The following is a 16,764-nucleotide window of genomic DNA, read 5'->3' as shown; positions in this document are numbered from 1 at the left end:
AACTGTCTAACGAGATTGATTCATGCTTCGCAATAACGTTCTTGAGTACAGATTGCTTCGTGCCTTGCAAATGACGTTGCGGGCTTGGCAGGGCTTTTTTTGGACGAACTTTGCGTTAATGGAAGATGCCTGGCAGCGGCATCAACTTTGACTTGGAGTTTTGATTAGTCTATTCAGTCGCCTCGCACTAATCAACAAGAAATTTAAAACCTTATTTGTATTTAATCTAAATAAAGATATATTTGCACAAAAAAATACCGCACAGTTGGCGCTGTGCGGCTAACCCCGAAAGGGGCGCTTTTTAAACGTGACTTTAAAAAACAATGCAAATTAAAAAAATTTTTGCTTTGGTGCATTTTTGCGCCATTACTTTATGTTCTTTTGCCCAGCAACCCCAGGGTTCAGTAAAAGGCACCATTCATGACAAGGCCGGCGAAGCCCTTCCGGCTATAACCGTCAAACTCACCGGCGCTAACTTTAGCAAAACGGGCACATCGGATTTAAATGGTGCTTACGCTTTCACAAAAATTCCGTCAGGCAATTATACTGTTACTTTCAGGGCGGTAGGTTTTGAGCAAACCGAAATTAATACGACAGTAACCGCCAATAAAGAAAGCACCGTTAATGTTGCGCTTAACGAGGCCAGCCAGGGCTTGCAAACTGTGCAGGTAACCGGCCGCACGGCAGTACAGGAAATAAACCGCCTGGCGTTTAATGTAACCGCTGTAGACGCAAAGCAGCTATATAACACCACGCTGGATCTATCGTCAGCACTTGACCGTGTTTCGGGCATCCGGGTACGGGAATCCGGTGGCGTAGGCTCAACTTTTAACCTGTCGTTAAACGGATTTTCAGGTAACCGTGTGCGCTATTTTATTGACGGGGTACCCATGGATAACTTCGGCTCATCTTTCCAGATAAACAACATCCCCATTAACATAGCCGACAGAGTTGAAGTTTACAAAGGCGTAGTGCCTATATGGCTTGGATCAGACGCTTTAGGGGGCGCCATTAATATTGTTACCGGAAACAGGTTTAAAAACTATGTAGATGCCTCCTATTCATACGGCTCATTTAATACCCACCGCAGTGTTATAAATGCGGCGGTGACTAACAAAAAGGGCTTCACTTTCAGGCTTAACGCTTTCCAGAACTATTCAGACAATAGCTATAAGGTAACCGTAGAGGCTGCCGATATAAATACAAAAGCATATAACCCGAAAGCCAGATTAAGGCGTTTTCACGATAATTACCATAATGAAACATTAATTGCTAATGTGGGCGTTGTTGGCAAAAGTTGGGCCGATCAACTGCTATTAGGCGTAACGTTAGGGCAAAACTATAAAGAATTTCAAACCAGCGTACGTATGAACCTGCCTTATGGTAGCTGGCATAGGCGTGGTAATATTGTAATGCCAAGTTTAAAATACAGTAAACTTAATTTAATAAAAGGTTTGGACATTACAGTAAACGGAAATTACAACCTTGGCACAGAACAGAATATAGACACAGTGGCGGTAGAGTATGACTGGTATGGTAACTCAAAACCTAAATTAGATACTAACGCCGGCGAGCGCTCAAAAAGTCTGTCACGGTATAAGAACAACAATGGCTTACTAAGCGCGACAGCCAATTATAAACTATCAGATAATCAAAATCTAGCGTTAAGCAATGTGTTCAATACCTTTACCCGTACAGGCAGGGATACTTACAGCGTAAATTTCCTACCCGGCCCTAAACAGAAAGTACGTAAAAACGTATTGGGATTAGCTTATAGCTTTAACGAAAGAGATAAGTGGAGTGTATCCCTTTTCGGTAAATATCTTCATCAAAAATCAGCTGGTCAAAATAGTTTTAACCGGTTCGGTTTTGGTGCCGCGGCAAGTTTATTTTTATCGTCCCAATTCCAACTTAAAGCATCGTACGAGAAAGCGCAACGCTTACCGGAGGCTAATGAACTATTTGGTGATATGGAATTGCAAGTTGGTAACGCTTCACTTAACCCTGAGGAAAGCAATAACGCCAACCTGGGCATGAGTTATAGCTTTAACGTAAACCGTGACCACCACTTCCTGATAAACGCGAATGCTACCTACCGCTACTCTAATAATTATATCTACACCAGGTTTAATCAAAATCAGACAGCTCTAATGTTAGACAATACTAAGGGGGTGTTTGTGATAGGTGGGGAAGGCGAGATGCGGTATTCTTATAAAAAATGGCTTTCTGCAGGCACCACGCTAACCTATCAGTTTTTGCAGAATAAGCAGGACTCGGTTCTGAATCAGAGTGGTGTGATGGTGAAAAGTAGTGTATATAACGATCAAATGCCCAATATCCCTTATTTTTTTGGCAATGCAGACATCACAGTTACCCTTAGAGATTTCAAAGGTAAAGGCAATACACTTAACCTGGGATATAATCTCCTATATGTTCATGCATTTTGGTTGTATTGGCCAAGTGCCGGTGGTAGAGACGTGCTTGATGAAAAATATGTTGTTCCCATGCAATTGAGTCATGATTTAAGCGCTGTTTATTCATTTAAAAGCGGTCGATACAATGTGGGGCTGGAAGTGAGAAATATCACTGATACTAATTTATACGACAACTTTAGCCTGCAAAAGCCTGGGCGTGGCTTTTACCTCAATTTTCGCTATTTCTTCAATTCATTTAAAATATAATATCATGCAAATTAAAAACACACTTGCTTTACTTTTTGCGGCGGCCACACTAGCATCATGCAGCAGCAATAAAAAAGATAATCCTATCCCGGTTGTGCCCACCGAAAAAGGAACTTATATCCTTACAGTGAGCCCAACGGCGTCAACGGGCGTGGCCGATTACCTGCTTACTACGGCAGATCTTGATACAGGCACAACAACTATCATAGGCAATGGCGTTGAACAAGACGGCACTTACCGTTACTATGTAACACACAATAACAAATTCTTCAGCATGCTGTATGGCCAGGGCAACCCCGGGGCGGTTACCGCTTATAGCGTAGAGAATGGGAAACTAAAAAAACTTACCAATTTTCAGTCAGAAACCGTGCAAGCTTTTGCGCCCGTTAAGGACGATATATTAATGTTCAAAATTTCAAGAAATGCTGCCTCACCTAATTCAAGCTGGTATAAAGTTAGTACCAATAGCTTAACGCTTGTAGGCGAAGGTGTTGTTAATACCCTTGAATTGACAGGTTTAGGCGAATTGGCGCATTTTACCTGGCTTAAGCAAGTCGGCGAGAAAGTCTTTGCCCCTTATCAAACTATTATTGACAGAAGCTTTAATACCGCTTACCCTGATAAAGCGTTTATCGCAATTTTCAACTACGATAACATGCAGCTTGAAAAAGTGATAACTGACGATAGGGCGAGCTTTATCGGTAGCTATTTCCGTGATGGTTTGTCAGTGCAGGAAAATGGCGACGTTTATGGGTTCTCTCCATCTGCTGCAACTACAGATAATAAACTTTCAAGCACTAAACCATCGGCAGTATTAAGGATTAAAGCCGGCACTACCGAATTTGATCAAAGCTATTATTTTGACGTAGAAGCCGCCAGTGGTGGTATGAACATTACAGGTTGGATGTATGTTGGCAATAACACCTACATTGTACAGTCGGAAGCCAAAGTTGAAAAGACGTCTTTCCCAGCTGGATTGCGCGTAGGTATTGTTAATGTGGTTGATAAAACGTACAAAGCAGTAACCGGTTTCCCGGCTGTAGGCGATATAGCCAATATAACTACCAATAATTACACACCTAAAGATGGTAAAATAGGCTACCTGGGGGTAAACCTGAAAAATGGCAACAGTTATGTTTATAAAATAGATGCAAGCACAGCAAGTGCAACACGCGGCCTTAAAGTAGAGGGGGGCGTGATAACTGCTATCCAAAATTTAAAATAATTATTCCTGACAAGTTGTAATCGGTGGCCAGTTGGTCACCGACTATTGATTTACCGCTTATGATAAGCACTTTTTACCTAACACTGTTTGCCGGGTTTTACCTGTGGCAAATAACATCTGCCTCAGCTAAAAAAAAACCGGCGGGGCCTGTATTAACAATCGCGCTACAAAATAAGCAGCTATCACGGGTTGCAGGTTTCCTGTTGGTGCTTGCAGCACTCGCGGGGTTTGTTAGCACGCTGGGGTTAATGAGCGGCATTTGCGGCTTTTTAACCGGGCTAATGGGTGTAGGATGCCTGAGTGTGGTGCTAGCCCCCGTTAATTACCTGCGTATGCCTGTGGTTGGGCTGCTGTACGTTTGCAGCACTATTATGGAAAACACACTTTGATACCATGCCGGCAAATAAAAAATACTTAACCAAATCAGCATGGACCAAATTTTCAAAGATTTTGGCAGGTTCATTGGGCGGGTACTTGGTAACCATAAGTTTCCATGCGGCGCTAACCCGTATTTTTTTGCCTAAAGATGTTATAATAACCTCATTTATTACCGGCTACCTGCTTTGGGCTGTGCTGCTGCTCTTTGCCTTTTTGATAAGGCAGGCCTGGAAAACCTGGGCGCTGTATACCGTATTAACAGTTGTGTTTGCAGGCATTTATTATCTCCCTATATAATTAGCCATGGATAACAGAAAATATAACATTTATTTTAACACGCACACTATCAGCGGCATTATCATTTGCGGGGTGCTGTATGTAATGTTCTTTGCCGGATCATTCTCATTTTTTAAGGACGACATTGCCGCGTGGCAAGAAAACCAATCCAACCGCGCTGCAGATGTGCAGGTTAACAAGGATTTTAATTATCTGCTGGATTCGCTTGCCAAAAAACACACCCTGAAGGGCCGCGATTTTGACTTTACCATCCAGCGTAATCATACAGGGGCCTATGTTTCCATGTCGGCATCGCATGATAGCACGGTTAAGGCTACTAAAGCAAAGGCCCCGTCCGACGGAAAACGCAAACGGGGCCGTGGCAGGGGCCGCGGCGGCAATGATGACTCGGCATTTTTTGGCTACGATTTTGCAAAACAAAAAGAGGCCGACTATGCGTCGTCATATACAATGGGCGAATTTTTGTACCGGCTGCATTTCCTGGCGCAGTTAAATCAGGTGCTCCCCTTTCGTATCGGCGTGCCTTTCGGGTATATGCTGGCGGGCATTATATCCTTTATCTTCCTGTTTGCGCTGATAACGGGATTAATGCTCCATTGGGATAAACTGGTATCAAACTTTTTCACTTTCAGGCCATGGAGCAAATGGAAGAACGTGTGGACCGAGCTGCATACCGTTTTAGGGGTAATTGGTTTCCCCTACCAGCTTATGTTTGCCATAACCGGGGTGGTGCTTATTTTCAATTCGTTTTTAATAGTGCCTTACACCAAACTTTTTTATAATGGCGACGAAGAAAAGATATATAAGGATTTAGGCTACGGCTTAAACTCCGATTATAAATACCAATATAAACCCCTGGCAACAAGCTTTAACTTAAATAACCTTGTATCGCAAACAGAAAAAAAATGGCAAAAGAGCGATGTAAGCCTGGTAGCCATCCGCAATTATGGCGACTATAATATGCACGTGGTTATACAGGGAAAACCCCATACCGGCGCCCAAATGAACGGGCAGGGCGAATTGGTGTACCGCGTACGCGATAGTAAAATATTATCAGAACGATCGCCGCTTGAGCCGGCAGATTACGTAAGCCAGATGAAAGGGACACTGTATCACTTACACTTTGGAGATTACGGCGGAAGACCACTCAAAGTAATGTATTTTGTTTTAGGGATATTGGGATGCATTGTTATCAACTCGGGGGTACTGATATGGCTGGTAGCACGCGATAAAAAAAATACACCTGCGCATAAACGCAAATTCAACTTCTGGACGGCTAACGTTTACATGTCATCAAGCCTTAGCCTGCTGCCCGTGACCACCTTTACCATGATCGTACTGCTGTTTATAAAAAACGCCGAGCAGGCAGATATTTATCACTGGTTTTTCTACTCGTGGCTGGCCTTGGGTATTTATTTTTTAGCCTGGCGCAACCTCGATGCTGTAAACCGGCAATCAACCTTACTATCAGCTATATTGTGCCTGCTGCTGCCGGTGCTTGATGGTATTGTGCGCGATAACTGGTTTTGGCAAACATATAAGCGGGGCGCATTGGATATTTTATTTATTGACGCGCTGTTTTTAACCCTGGGCATCATAAGCTGCGTAGTGTACCGCAAAATCACAACCGGCAGGCATAGGCAGCAAAAAAACATTCCAGCTAAGTCCAAAGCCGAACCGGTACGCATTGCCTGATAAAACAGGCGATAAGTGCCGATGATTTATCACGTTGTTTCACATTGATGTAGGGATGTATCGCTTTTAAGTTTATTTTCGCAACAAAAAGCACATGCCAACCCACGAACAAATAAGCGCACTTATAGCCGGTTTAAAAAACCAGTCGGTTAACTTTGCCGAGGTTATCAATTTTATTGAGACGTATTACGAGCACCATGCTACTGCGTTTAAAAATGGCGATGCTTATAATGAGGCCACCCAAAACCAGGGTAGCGCCAAGGTGTTTGCATTTGCCCAGCTTAACCATCTGAGCGCCGAAGACACGCTTTATTTATTCGGCGAGCATTACCAGGCAGTACTGGCCCATCCAAGCGCCACAGACCACCAAAATATACGGCAATTTATGGCGCATGGCTGGCAAGGCATAGCCTTTGAAGGCGATGCACTCACTACCCGCTAACCCCCTGTTTACAGTTACCAGCAAAATATTAGTTTTGTATCAGTATGCGCAGGCAGCCGGCACCGTTATAGCTATACCGTTTACAAATTAATAAACAATTGCTGTTAAAGCGGTGTTACCCACACATGGCCGCTATTTGCGCCTGATTGTTTTTTATGCCTAAATGGACATCCCTTACGCTTAAACTAATTGCGGGCCTTGTTGCACTGGTGTTGATAGTTTTTATTGCACTGGCCGGTTACATCAGTTATAATAAAAAAGAGGTACTCGCATTGGTTACCGCGAGCCTTAACAAAAGCCTTAATGGCACGCTCACAGTAGGCAACATGGACCCTACCCTGCTGGCAGGTTTCCCGGATTTATCCTTATCGCTAAAAAATGTAACCCTGAAAGACAATAAGTGGGCCGCACACCGCCACACGCTATTGCAGGCACAGGATGTTGGCGTTACCGTAAACGCGCTTGGGCTTATAAAAGGTAAGGCGGTTATTAATAAAGTGGTTATCAATAACGCGGCGGTTTATTTGTATACCGATAGCCTGGGTTACAGCAACACGTCGGTATTTAAAAAAAGCAAACCCCAGCCCGGTGCTCCTGAAGCCGACCAAAGCGGCCTGGCCACCGTTAAACGGATAAATTTAAATAAGGTGAGCTTTACCATGGATAACATCCGGGCGGGTAAAAAATTTCAATTCGAGGTAAATAAACTAAACGGCGCACTTGATTATGATGGTGATAACTGGGATGGCAGGTTTGATTTAGATACCCGGGTTAATAGCATGGCTTTTAATACCCAGCGCGGCAGCTTTTTACAGGGCAAACGTGTAGCCGGGCCGTTTGATGTAAGGTATGATGCCGCAAACGGTGTTATAAACGTTAAGCCTAATAACCTTAAAATAGGCAGTGATGATTTTATTATTGGCGCCACTTTCAACACCGGGAAAGAGCCGGTAGCGTTTGCTATCAATATAAAAGCTGATGAGCTGCTCTGGAAAAACGCGTCAGCCCTGCTGGCGCCCAATATTACCGAAAAGCTAAATATGTTTAACCTGCAAAAGCCGCTTAAAGTGCAGGCCGTTATAGCGGGCGATTTCGGCAGCGGCGGCGACCCTAAGATAGACGTGAGCTGCCAGGTGCGTGACAATGTACTTACCAGCCCGGGCGGACAGGTTGACAGCTGCTACTTTGATGGTGTATTTACCAACAACTTTGATAAAGGTAAAGCCAATGGTGACGAAAACTCGGCCATCAAACTGTTTAAGTTGAAGGGCAGTTACCAGCAAATGCCCTTCACCGCCGATACAACCATGATCATCAATCTAATTAAACCCGTAGCGGTGGGTACGTTTAAATCGTCGTTCCCGGTTGTTAGTTTAAACAATTCGCTCGGCGGCGATCCGCTTAAATTTGGCAAGGGAGCGGCAAAATTAAATTTGCGTTATAATGCCGATGTGGTAGACTATCAAATTCATAAGCCTGTTTTAACCGGCACCATACAGGTAAGCGGTGCTGATGTAACTTACGTGCCACGCAACCTTAAATTCACCAATACATCTTTCAGCCTTTATTTTGGTAAGGACAACCTGCTGCTGCGTAACATACAATTAATGAGCGGCCGAAGTATTGTACGCATGGACGGACGGGTTGATAACTTTTTGAACCTGTATTACAACTCGCCCGAAAAAATCAACCTTATCTGGAACATTTACAGTCCGGAGGTACGGCTTGGCGAATTTTTGGGTTTGCTTAATGCCCGGGCAGGCAAGCGCTACGCACCACGCAGATCATCAAAAATAAACTATGCCGCTCAGCTGCAGGAAGCGTTTACAAAAGGTGCTGCCGAAATACACCTTAAGGCAGATAAAATTTACTACCGCAAGTTTTTAGCTACCAGCGGTATTGCAAACCTTTACCTGCGCGATAACAGCGTTATTATTAAAAACATCAACCTGCGGCATGCAGGCGGCGGCATTAAGCTTAACGGCAAGCTTGTGCAAAACGGCAGCTACAATACGTTTGCCCTTAACAGCACGGTTAGCAACGTTAATATCAGCCAGTTTTTTTACTCGTTTAGCAACTTTGGGCTAGAAAGCCTTACGTCAAAAAACCTGCGTGGCAACCTGTCGTCCACAGCACGTGTAACCGGGCGCATAAGTAATACCGGCGACCTCGTAGCACGTTCGGTAAACGGGGTGGTAAGCTTTAATATCGCTAAAGGCGCGCTGCTTAACTTTGAGCCGATTAAAAAAGTAGGCAAGTTTGTATTCCCGCTACGCAACCTGGATAATATTGCTTTTTATAACCTGGGCGGTACGTTTGATATGCGCGGCAACCTGGTTACCATCCGGCCAATGCAAATAAGCTCCAGCGTGCTCAATATGGATGTTTCCGGCGTGTATTCACTCACCAAGGGCACCAATATAGCGCTGGCAGTGCCCCTGCGCAATCCAAAGGATGACTATAAAATAACCGATATAGAGGAACGTAAAAAGAAACGCATGCGCGGTATTGTTGTACACCTGCGCGCCGTTGATGACGAAGATGGTGGTATCAAAATAAAGTTAGGGCGCGATAAAAAGAAAGACGATGAAAAAGGGCAGGACAAGGAAAAAAGTTAATCTCTACGCCTGTTGCCCGTAATGTGCCCTTTATCAACTTACTGTAATTGCAAGTCTGTTAAAAATCAGTAAGCTTCCGGTATTGGCTCAGCCACCATTTCGTTACCATTAGCATCTTCGTAAATACATAGCATACGTTCGGTATCAACTACCCATTGTTTCACACCTGCCCCCGCAGCCTGGCTGCAAAAGGTTGCAAAATCTGTTTTTCCCTGCTGATGAACAGCGATAATATTACGCAAGCTATCCGGCGACGCCGAAGGGTTTATAATTTTAGGCGTATATACTGGCGGCCCGGCAACCTTATGCCCGTTACCGCCATAATACACGATAGCTCCGTCGGTTACATTAAATATGTACCTGCTTAAACCATAACTTTTTATTTCCTGTATATATCGTGGGAAATCGGCACCCGTTTTAACTTTCGCGTGTGCGGCCTTAATTTGTTGCAATGTAAACATGACTTTTTGTTTTATTACCCAAAATTAGGTTTGCCAGGGCGGCGCGAATTGTAAAAAATCGTTTATTTCTGCCCGTTCAAAATTGTCCTGAGGTACTGGTCGGGCGTCACCGAGCTAAATTTTTTGAAGTCTTTGATAAAATGTGCTTGGTCATGATAAGCCAAAAGGTGTTCTGCAATATTGTGATTATTATGCTTTAGGGCCTCTAACATATACCGCGACCGCACAATGGAGGCGAATTTTTTAGGCGATGCGCCTACAACCGCCCTGAAACGCTTCTCTAACGGGCTCTGACTGGTGTGCAGCTTTGCTGCCAGGGCAGCTATCCGTACAGTACCTCTTGAGCCATAAATGTGTTGAAGTGCCCCGGTTACCAACCGGTCTTCTTCGCGCTCTTTTAGTTGGCTCAGCAAAAAACCCTGGATAATTTTTAACCTCGCCTGGTCGTCTGTAGCGGTATAAAGTTTATCCCTTGCTTCACTAATAGTCGCCTTTTCAAAAAAATGCTCAAGTGAAAGGCTTTGCCCGAACAACTCGTGGAGCGGCGCCTCAAAAAAACTGGCTGCACCCGTTTCTGTGAAACCAACCAATACACTGCCTGTTTCCGCGTCATTTTTAAACACACGGTAAGTATCCAGCAAGCCGGTTATTCCACTGTTGTGCAACGGCTTATCATGGCCATCGGTAATGTGCGATAGCCGCCCGCTAAACTGAAACCCAACAACTAAAGAGGTATCCGGCAATACCTTATACACCTGCGGAGCTTCACTGTAAGAAATGGCCAGGTAACGCACATACGCACGCAACGCCGGGATTGGCTGGCTGATGTGGTAACTCATTGTAAAATAAAGATAGTGTTTGATAATGAAAAATTCAGCATTATCTGCTGACATACAGCAACAATGCCAGCCGGTACGTGTTAACACCTACATGAAAGAACTATTGTTTAAAAATTGGGAAAGCGTTTGGCACGTAGCCGTTTGCGCATTGCTGGCTTACTTTGTATTATTCCTGTTTATACGTATTTCAGGCAAGCGGACACTCGCCAAGCTTACGGCGTTTGATTTTGTAGTGACAGTAACCCTGGGATCAACCTTATCATCAATAATTTTAGGAAAAGTAACACTTGCGGAAGGCGCAACAGCATTGTCGGTAATCATTATACTGCAATACGTGTTAGCATGGACGGCGAAGGAATCAAAAGTTCTTGAAAAAGTTATAAATTCATCACCTACGATGGTTTTTTACCGCGGCAGATTTTTAACGCAGGCAATGGACAAGGAAGTACTCACTGAAGAGGAAGTGTACGCCGAGATACGAAAATACCGGATGCTTGATGTTGACCAGGTTGAGGCCGTGGTAATGGAACTTAATGGGGAACTTACGGTAATTAAAAAAGCCGATGGTGTAAGCCATACCTCATTAAAAGATATTGATCATCCTCTATAATTTTGCGTCAGCATTTTAAACCCGGCAGGTTTACAGCAGTATTTTATTACATTTGGTAACGGGTATCACATTACCTGTCAAACCTTTATGAATACCATGACCACAGTTACCGAAGTACTTGCATACCTGAAAGAAAACGGATATACAGTTGACTTTAATTTGAAAGAGAACTGTCTGGTATGCCATGGCAACACCCTGGAAATTCGCCCCGAAGATTTTGTAGTTGATAAGTCATACCGGTTTGAAGGCCCGTCAGACCCGGGCGACTCGGCAGTTGTTTATGCCATATCATCGCGCAAACACGACTTAAAGGGGGTTTTGGTAAATGGATACGGCATCTCGAGCGATCCGCTTACTGATCAAATGGTATCTGCGTTGGCAACAAAACCCGAAAACCAAGAATCGCCGGGAGATACCACGGCGTTAGACACCGAACTAGCTGCAGTTGACTTACGTGAGCAAATAGACCAGCTAAAGCTTGGTGATAAATGGGTAAACGGCGACCGCGACACCAAAGTGCTATTTAAATCAGACAGCTTACGCATAATAATGATAGGCCTGCATGAAAACGCTGAATTAAAAAAGCACACCGCGCCCGGCATAATCACGGTACAAGTACTGGAGGGCGGCATTACCTTCAGCACCGAAACCGAATCTATCAACCTCGAAAACGGGCAAATGCTTTCACTTCCTGCACATATTCCGCACAGCGTTACAGCTAGAGAAGAATCTGTCTTCTTATTGACTATCTGTATATCGTCGTAAGGTACGGCACGGGTATAAGCTACATACTGTTACGGGGCTGGCGAAGCGCCTTTTGAATTTTGCAATCGTCGCCCAGGCCTGTTATTTATTTGCTGAAAATGCTGCTTACCAAACTATTATTGCTATATTTAAAGAACCCGCCTGCTTGGTTGTCAATTAAACTGCTAAAGAAGATTAATGTACGCAAATTGCGGCGCAGTTATCTTATTTTGTAGTTAAACAGTTATGGTTTAAAATTAATATTTATGAAAACAAGCTTAAGTGGTTATTTTACTTTTAAACATTTAAAAGGTGATCTGTTTGGAGGCCTTACATCCGGCATAGTTGCTTTACCACTGGCTATGGCCTTTGGTGAGCAGTCGGGCATGGGCGCGGCGGCGGGTTTGTTTGGTGCTATTGCGATTGGGTTTTTCGCGTCGCTGTTTTGTTCAACTCAACAGCAAATTAGCGGCCCTACTGCCCCTATGACGGCGGTAAGTATGGTGGTAATAACTAACATTATCCAGGCGTTTAACGGCAGTTTAGAAAAAGCTTTACCCTCTATATTACTGGTGTTTTTTTTAGCAGGCGTGGTGCAGGTTATACTGGGTTTGGCGGGCATAGGCAAGTACATTAAATACGTGCCCTACCCTGTTATATCAGGTTTTATGACAGGAATCGGCATCATTATTATTATCGGACAAATTTTACCGTTATTAGGTTATGATGCTGCAACCGATAAGGCACTGATAGAAAAAAATATACCCAAAGCTGAAGCGCATCTCATCAGCAAAATATTTGAAAAGGACGATGCCTCCAGCGTTATCTCTTTGAAAACTTTAGACAGTGTTGAAACCAAATTAATGCTGGCTAAAGAAATCACTCCTGGCGATGTACGGCAGGAAGCTGTAGCTATTAGCAAGGCACAGGTTAAATCGCCCGTTGGGGTGGTAAAAAACCTGGGCAGGGCTATACAAAACTTTAACTGGATAGAGTTTCTGATAGTTAGTGCAACCATTGTGGTGATATACGGGTTTCAAAAACTAATCGCTGTCATCCCAACTAAAAACTCATTTATCCACGGATTAAAAACCATAACATCGTCAATACCAAGCACACTTGTAGCGCTTATATCGGTATCATCCATCGCGGTACTTATGGGGCTTAATTTAAGGTCGATTGAGGAAATTCCGCAGGGCTTCCCTACGTTTAACTTCACCATGTTTACCGAGTTTAGCTTTGAAGCTGTGCGGCCGTTTTTAATGGCAATATTCTCGCTGGCCTTATTAGGTTCTATCGACTCGCTGCTTACCTCGGTTATTGTTGACAATATCACCAAAACAAGGCATAACAGCAGCCAGGAGCTTATATCACAAGGTATTGGTAATAGCATGTCGGCCATATTTGGGGGTATACCGGGTGCCAGTGCCACTATACGTACCATTGTTAACGTTAACTCAGGTGGTCAAACAAGGCTTTCGGGCATTTTTGCAGCCAGCCTTTTACTACTCATATTGCTGGTTTTAGCGCCGGTAGCATCCATGATTCCGGCGGCGGTACTGGCCGGAGTGCTAATTACTGTAGGTGTTGGCATTATGGATTACCGCGGCTTAAAAGCCATACGTAAAATGCCTGTGGGTGATGTTGTAGTTATGCTTATTGTAATGTTGTTAACCATTTTTTGGGACCTTGTAATTGCCGTAGGTATAGGGCTGGTTATTTCCGCATTGATATTTATGAAAAAAATGGGGGAAATATCTACTGCCAAATCAGGCGTAAACAAAATTGACCCGAGCAATGATCTTCCATGGCTGGATGAAGACAGTTTGCCTGAAGAATTTAAGGACGAAATATTTATAAAACACCTTGACGGCCCTATTTTTTTTGGTTACACAAATGAGTTGCAGATACTGTCATCACAAGTTCCCGAAACCTCAAAGTATATTATTATCCGGATGGAAAAGGTACCGTATATTGACCAGAGCGGCCTGTACGCTTTAGAAGATATTTTTAATGATCTAAAGAGTAATAACATCGAAATTTTACTTACCGGCTTACAAAAACAACCCGAATACCTGATAAGGAAATTAGAAATTATACCGTTGCTGGTGAAGGAAGAACAAAAATTTAAAACCTTTAAAGAAAGCGTAACGTGGATTGTTAACGATATACATAAACAATACGCGTAGCAAGGTTTGCAACTTCTATATTGCCTTCAAATTAAACAGCCTGAGGTTTTTCAACTTCAGGCTGTTTGCTATATAGTGTAACAGGGGATCAACAATAATTACCGGTAGTTTGATAACATGATCTGCGTACGTTGCATCCAGGCTTGGTCCACACCCTCAAACCGTGTTTCGATATTGGAGCCGTTGAAATTGCAAAAATGGTAATAGCCGTGATTTGTACTGTTACGTAAATAGGTGTTCATGTAATCAATATTTTGCTGGGCATAATCAAGCCAGGCCGTATTGCCGTCGCGTTGGTAAAGCTTTATCATGGCCTGCGATCCCCATACACACCATGCGGGGTTTATCCTGCCATCCGCCGTATTAAAAATATATACGTGGTAGGTGCTGTTCCACAACGTGGTATTCATACTTATACCCAGGTTTTGCGCTTTGGTGGTAAAACTGTTATCGCTCATTATTTGCGCGTACAGTAAAAAAGCCTCAATCATAATGGCATTGTCATACGTAAACTTTTCATAGTGCTTTGTGCCCGACCCGGCGCCGTCAATCTTCCAGATGTAAAGGCCGGTACCGGAATCATACATATTGTTAAGCAGCCAATTTTTAACAGATACGGCCCAATCGCGGTAAAAGGTTTGCCCCGTTATCTGGTACAGCCGTAAAAACAGCTGCAGGGCCAATCCGTTCGTTTGTGTCGGCTTGCTTTCTTTCACAGTACTCCACCAAAATCCGCCGCCATAGGTATTGTCCCACTGGCCGCTGTTCATCAGCCAGTTGGCACAGGCTTTAGCCGAGTTTAAGTAGTTGGTTTGCGTAGTACCCGTGGTTACATTATACGCATCCAGGTATACTACACCGGCAAGCGCGTTATCATCGGTATACTTATCGCCGGCTGCCCCGGTACCGTCAATGTTGGCGGCTGCGTAGTATCCACCCACGGGGCTGGTGCTGTCCCACATGTGATGTATCCAGGCAAATGCATTATTCATGTACGAGGCGTAGGCTGCGTCTCCGGCAGCTATCATGGCTGCATCGGCGTATATCTGGCTTGAATTATACCATTCGTACGCGGTGTTGGTTGTTGTTGTGGTATTAACGCGATAACTATTGTAGCTGGTTAAAATGTTCCCGTACACAAAATTATGCGTTTCCTGCGCTTTTTGCCAGTAGGCGGAGCTGGGGCCGTTGTTCTTTAACTTGTCTTGCCCGCCCGAAGATGCTGTAGCCGGCAGGTTTTGTTTTTTACATGAGGTTACAACAGCCAGCAGCATAATAGCTGCCAGCCATTTAATTGATTGGTTGTTTTTCATAAGAGTTGATTTTTAAATTGTTTGCTATTTCACTCAGATCATATTATTTCTCCTTTTTAGTATTAATCAGGCTTAAACGCGCATATAATTCGGCTATACACGCCTCATCAAGCAGCCATTTTGGTTTTTGAAGTTCCGCTTTGTCGGGTGTCCAGCTTTTGGTTATCAAGCCATGCTTGTCCCTCGCATGGGTCCACGCGTAGTTTAATGAGTTTTCAACTGCGGCTATGTATTTGTAATTACCGTCGACATGGTAAAGTGCTTCATAGCCCCTGAAAAGCACGGTTACAAACCATGGCAGATCAATATGCAGATCAAGGTGTTTGCTACGCTTTTGCCCTGAAAAATGATTTAACGTGCCTGCGGCTATGGCTTGCGCCTCGGCCAGGTACTTTTTATTTTTGGTAAATTGATACAGCAATACCGAAGCCTCCAGCATAGAACCGGAATTATACGTCCACTGGGTTTTAAGGACGCTGCCGTCCATTTTCTTATCATTCCAATATACCCCGGCCGGATCCCGGAGGTTGTCATACATCCAATTGTAGAATTTCTGACCCCACTCCAAATAGTACGAATCCCTGTTGGCCTGGTATATCTTTAGCGCAGTTAAAGCCGCCATCCCATTACTGCAGGCGGGTTTCTGATCGCGGTGACCTTCGAGCCAGGTTACGCCGCCGCCAAGTTTTTCATCCCAACCGCTTAATATAAAAGTAAACACCTCCTTTGCACGGCTCAGGTAAACCGGGTTTTTAGTATTCAAGTACGCTTCGGCGTAATCTATCCCTACCAGCCCATTATCATCATAATACCGGTCTACCTTTTCAAACCGCGCCGGATAAGCCTGGTAGCCCGGCGGCTTGCGCGTGGTATCACGGTATTGCTCCACGCCTGTTACCAAACTATCCAGGTAAGCCAGGTGCTTTTGTCGCAATCCGGGCATTTTAAGCATTACGTTGGTAGCAGAAAACATACCCGAAAACGGCCAGAGGTAGCTTACCTCCTTCTGCTCGACACCCGCCCCCTGAAAGTAAGTAAGACTATCTGCTTTGCCTGCTCCAAAATTTTCAGTAAACAGGCCATAGGCCGGCGCACGATAGCTGTGCCATATTTTATCGTAAAATGTATCGGCCCTTTGTTGATATATTTTGGCGTTAGCTTTGGTTTGTGCCGGGCACACCTGTACAGATGTTGCAAAAATCAGGGCAAAGCACGCCCATAGCTTCAATGTTTTGTCGCTAAAACTCATAGGATATGTTTGTTAAGTGTTGT

14 protein-coding genes are annotated in these 16,764 nt (G+C 44.1%); 10 read left to right on the top strand and 4 right to left on the bottom strand.

Translation table 11 applies throughout. The features are described from left to right. The first annotated feature begins 323 nt into the window (after positions 1 to 323). From DJ568_RS15010 to DJ568_RS14980, 7 genes are all read left to right on the top strand, one after another. Positions 324 to 2,681 carry a TonB-dependent receptor gene (locus tag DJ568_RS15010; RefSeq protein ID WP_114006113.1) on the top strand — a complete coding sequence of 786 codons (2,358 nt, stop codon included), beginning with the start codon at positions 324 to 326 and terminating at the stop codon, positions 2,679 to 2,681. A 4-nt stretch (positions 2,682 to 2,685) separates the two neighbouring features. Then, positions 2,686 to 3,906 carry a DUF4374 domain-containing protein gene (locus DJ568_RS15005; protein WP_114006112.1) on the top strand — a complete coding sequence of 407 codons (1,221 nt, stop codon included), beginning with the start codon at positions 2,686 to 2,688 and terminating at the stop codon, positions 3,904 to 3,906. Between the two features lie 59 nt (positions 3,907 to 3,965). Beyond that, positions 3,966 to 4,295 carry a hypothetical protein gene (locus tag DJ568_RS15000; protein ID WP_114006111.1) on the top strand — a complete coding sequence of 110 codons (330 nt, stop codon included), beginning with the start codon at positions 3,966 to 3,968 and terminating at the stop codon, positions 4,293 to 4,295. A 4-nt stretch (positions 4,296 to 4,299) separates the two neighbouring features. Next, positions 4,300 to 4,581 (top strand): hypothetical protein, encoded by a 282-nt coding sequence (locus DJ568_RS14995; RefSeq protein ID WP_114006110.1) that lies wholly within the window; start codon positions 4,300 to 4,302, stop codon positions 4,579 to 4,581. Between the two features lie 6 nt (positions 4,582 to 4,587). After that, positions 4,588 to 6,276: a PepSY-associated TM helix domain-containing protein gene (locus DJ568_RS14990; RefSeq protein WP_114006109.1), complete on the top strand. Its 1,689-nt coding sequence runs from the start codon at positions 4,588 to 4,590 to the stop codon at positions 6,274 to 6,276. A gap of 94 nt (positions 6,277 to 6,370) precedes the next feature. After that, positions 6,371 to 6,718, top strand: a complete 348-nt coding sequence (locus DJ568_RS14985) for a HopJ type III effector protein (protein ID WP_114006108.1) — start codon at positions 6,371 to 6,373, stop codon at positions 6,716 to 6,718. Positions 6,719 to 6,873: 155 nt separating this feature from the next. Then, entirely contained in the window at positions 6,874 to 9,336 is a 2,463-nt protein-coding gene (locus tag DJ568_RS14980; protein ID WP_114006107.1) for an AsmA family protein, read from the top strand. A gap of 65 nt (positions 9,337 to 9,401) precedes the next feature. Here the strand turns inward: DJ568_RS14980 and DJ568_RS14975 are convergent, their stop codons facing one another. Both DJ568_RS14975 and DJ568_RS14970 read right to left on the bottom strand, forming a co-directional pair. Further along, positions 9,402 to 9,797 (bottom strand): DUF1398 domain-containing protein, encoded by a 396-nt coding sequence (locus DJ568_RS14975; protein WP_114006106.1) that lies wholly within the window; start codon positions 9,795 to 9,797, stop codon positions 9,402 to 9,404. A 62-nt stretch (positions 9,798 to 9,859) separates the two neighbouring features. After that, on the bottom strand, positions 9,860 to 10,636 hold the full coding sequence (locus DJ568_RS14970; RefSeq protein WP_114006254.1) for a helix-turn-helix domain-containing protein: 777 nt from the start codon (positions 10,634 to 10,636) through the stop codon (positions 9,860 to 9,862). Between the two features lie 25 nt (positions 10,637 to 10,661). Here DJ568_RS14970 and DJ568_RS14965 point away from each other — a divergent pair, with 25 nt between their 5' ends. From DJ568_RS14965 to DJ568_RS14955, 3 genes are all read left to right on the top strand, one after another. Further along, the gene (locus DJ568_RS14965; protein ID WP_114006105.1) at positions 10,662 to 11,246 is read left to right on the top strand and encodes a DUF421 domain-containing protein; all 585 of its coding nucleotides are present in this window, start codon (positions 10,662 to 10,664) and stop codon (positions 11,244 to 11,246) included. A gap of 87 nt (positions 11,247 to 11,333) precedes the next feature. Next, complete coding sequence (locus DJ568_RS14960; protein WP_199560998.1) at positions 11,334 to 12,011, top strand: cupin domain-containing protein; 678 nt, start codon at positions 11,334 to 11,336, stop codon at positions 12,009 to 12,011. Positions 12,012 to 12,256: 245 nt separating this feature from the next. Next, on the top strand, positions 12,257 to 14,179 hold the full coding sequence (locus DJ568_RS14955) for a SulP family inorganic anion transporter (protein WP_114006104.1): 1,923 nt from the start codon (positions 12,257 to 12,259) through the stop codon (positions 14,177 to 14,179). Between the two features lie 98 nt (positions 14,180 to 14,277). On the opposite strand, the gene DJ568_RS14950 is transcribed toward DJ568_RS14955, so the two are convergent. Both DJ568_RS14950 and DJ568_RS14945 read right to left on the bottom strand, forming a co-directional pair. Next, positions 14,278 to 15,492 (bottom strand): glycoside hydrolase family 76 protein, encoded by a 1,215-nt coding sequence (locus tag DJ568_RS14950; RefSeq protein ID WP_114006103.1) that lies wholly within the window; start codon positions 15,490 to 15,492, stop codon positions 14,278 to 14,280. 43 nt (positions 15,493 to 15,535) lie between these two features. Next, the gene (locus DJ568_RS14945; RefSeq protein ID WP_114006102.1) at positions 15,536 to 16,741 is read right to left on the bottom strand and encodes a glycoside hydrolase family 76 protein; all 1,206 of its coding nucleotides are present in this window, start codon (positions 16,739 to 16,741) and stop codon (positions 15,536 to 15,538) included. Positions 16,742 to 16,764 lie beyond the last annotated feature (23 nt).

Source organism: Mucilaginibacter hurinus (genome assembly GCF_003324525.1).
In the GTDB taxonomy this organism is placed as follows: Bacteria; Bacteroidota; Bacteroidia; order Sphingobacteriales; family Sphingobacteriaceae; genus Mucilaginibacter; species Mucilaginibacter hurinus.
This window is presented reverse-complemented; position numbering and strand designations above follow the sequence as displayed.

Coding starts and splice junctions, on each gene's coding strand:
- DJ568_RS14985 (WP_114006108.1), top strand. CDS start 6,371: ATGCCAACCCACGAACAAATAAGCGCACTTATAGCCGGTTTAAAAAAC.
- DJ568_RS14965 (WP_114006105.1), top strand. CDS start 10,662: ATGAAAAATTCAGCATTATCTGCTGACATACAGCAACAATGCCAGCCG.
- DJ568_RS14945 (WP_114006102.1), bottom strand. CDS start 16,741: ATGAGTTTTAGCGACAAAACATTGAAGCTATGGGCGTGCTTTGCCCTG.
- DJ568_RS14950 (WP_114006103.1), bottom strand. CDS start 15,492: ATGAAAAACAACCAATCAATTAAATGGCTGGCAGCTATTATGCTGCTG.
- DJ568_RS14975 (WP_114006106.1), bottom strand. CDS start 9,797: ATGTTTACATTGCAACAAATTAAGGCCGCACACGCGAAAGTTAAAACG.
- DJ568_RS15010 (WP_114006113.1), top strand. CDS start 324: ATGCAAATTAAAAAAATTTTTGCTTTGGTGCATTTTTGCGCCATTACT.
- DJ568_RS14970 (WP_114006254.1), bottom strand. CDS start 10,636: ATGAGTTACCACATCAGCCAGCCAATCCCGGCGTTGCGTGCGTATGTG.
- DJ568_RS15005 (WP_114006112.1), top strand. CDS start 2,686: ATGCAAATTAAAAACACACTTGCTTTACTTTTTGCGGCGGCCACACTA.
- DJ568_RS14980 (WP_114006107.1), top strand. CDS start 6,874: ATGCCTAAATGGACATCCCTTACGCTTAAACTAATTGCGGGCCTTGTT.
- DJ568_RS14955 (WP_114006104.1), top strand. CDS start 12,257: ATGAAAACAAGCTTAAGTGGTTATTTTACTTTTAAACATTTAAAAGGT.
- DJ568_RS14960 (WP_199560998.1), top strand. CDS start 11,334: ATGAATACCATGACCACAGTTACCGAAGTACTTGCATACCTGAAAGAA.
- DJ568_RS15000 (WP_114006111.1), top strand. CDS start 3,966: ATGATAAGCACTTTTTACCTAACACTGTTTGCCGGGTTTTACCTGTGG.
- DJ568_RS14990 (WP_114006109.1), top strand. CDS start 4,588: ATGGATAACAGAAAATATAACATTTATTTTAACACGCACACTATCAGC.
- DJ568_RS14995 (WP_114006110.1), top strand. CDS start 4,300: ATGCCGGCAAATAAAAAATACTTAACCAAATCAGCATGGACCAAATTT.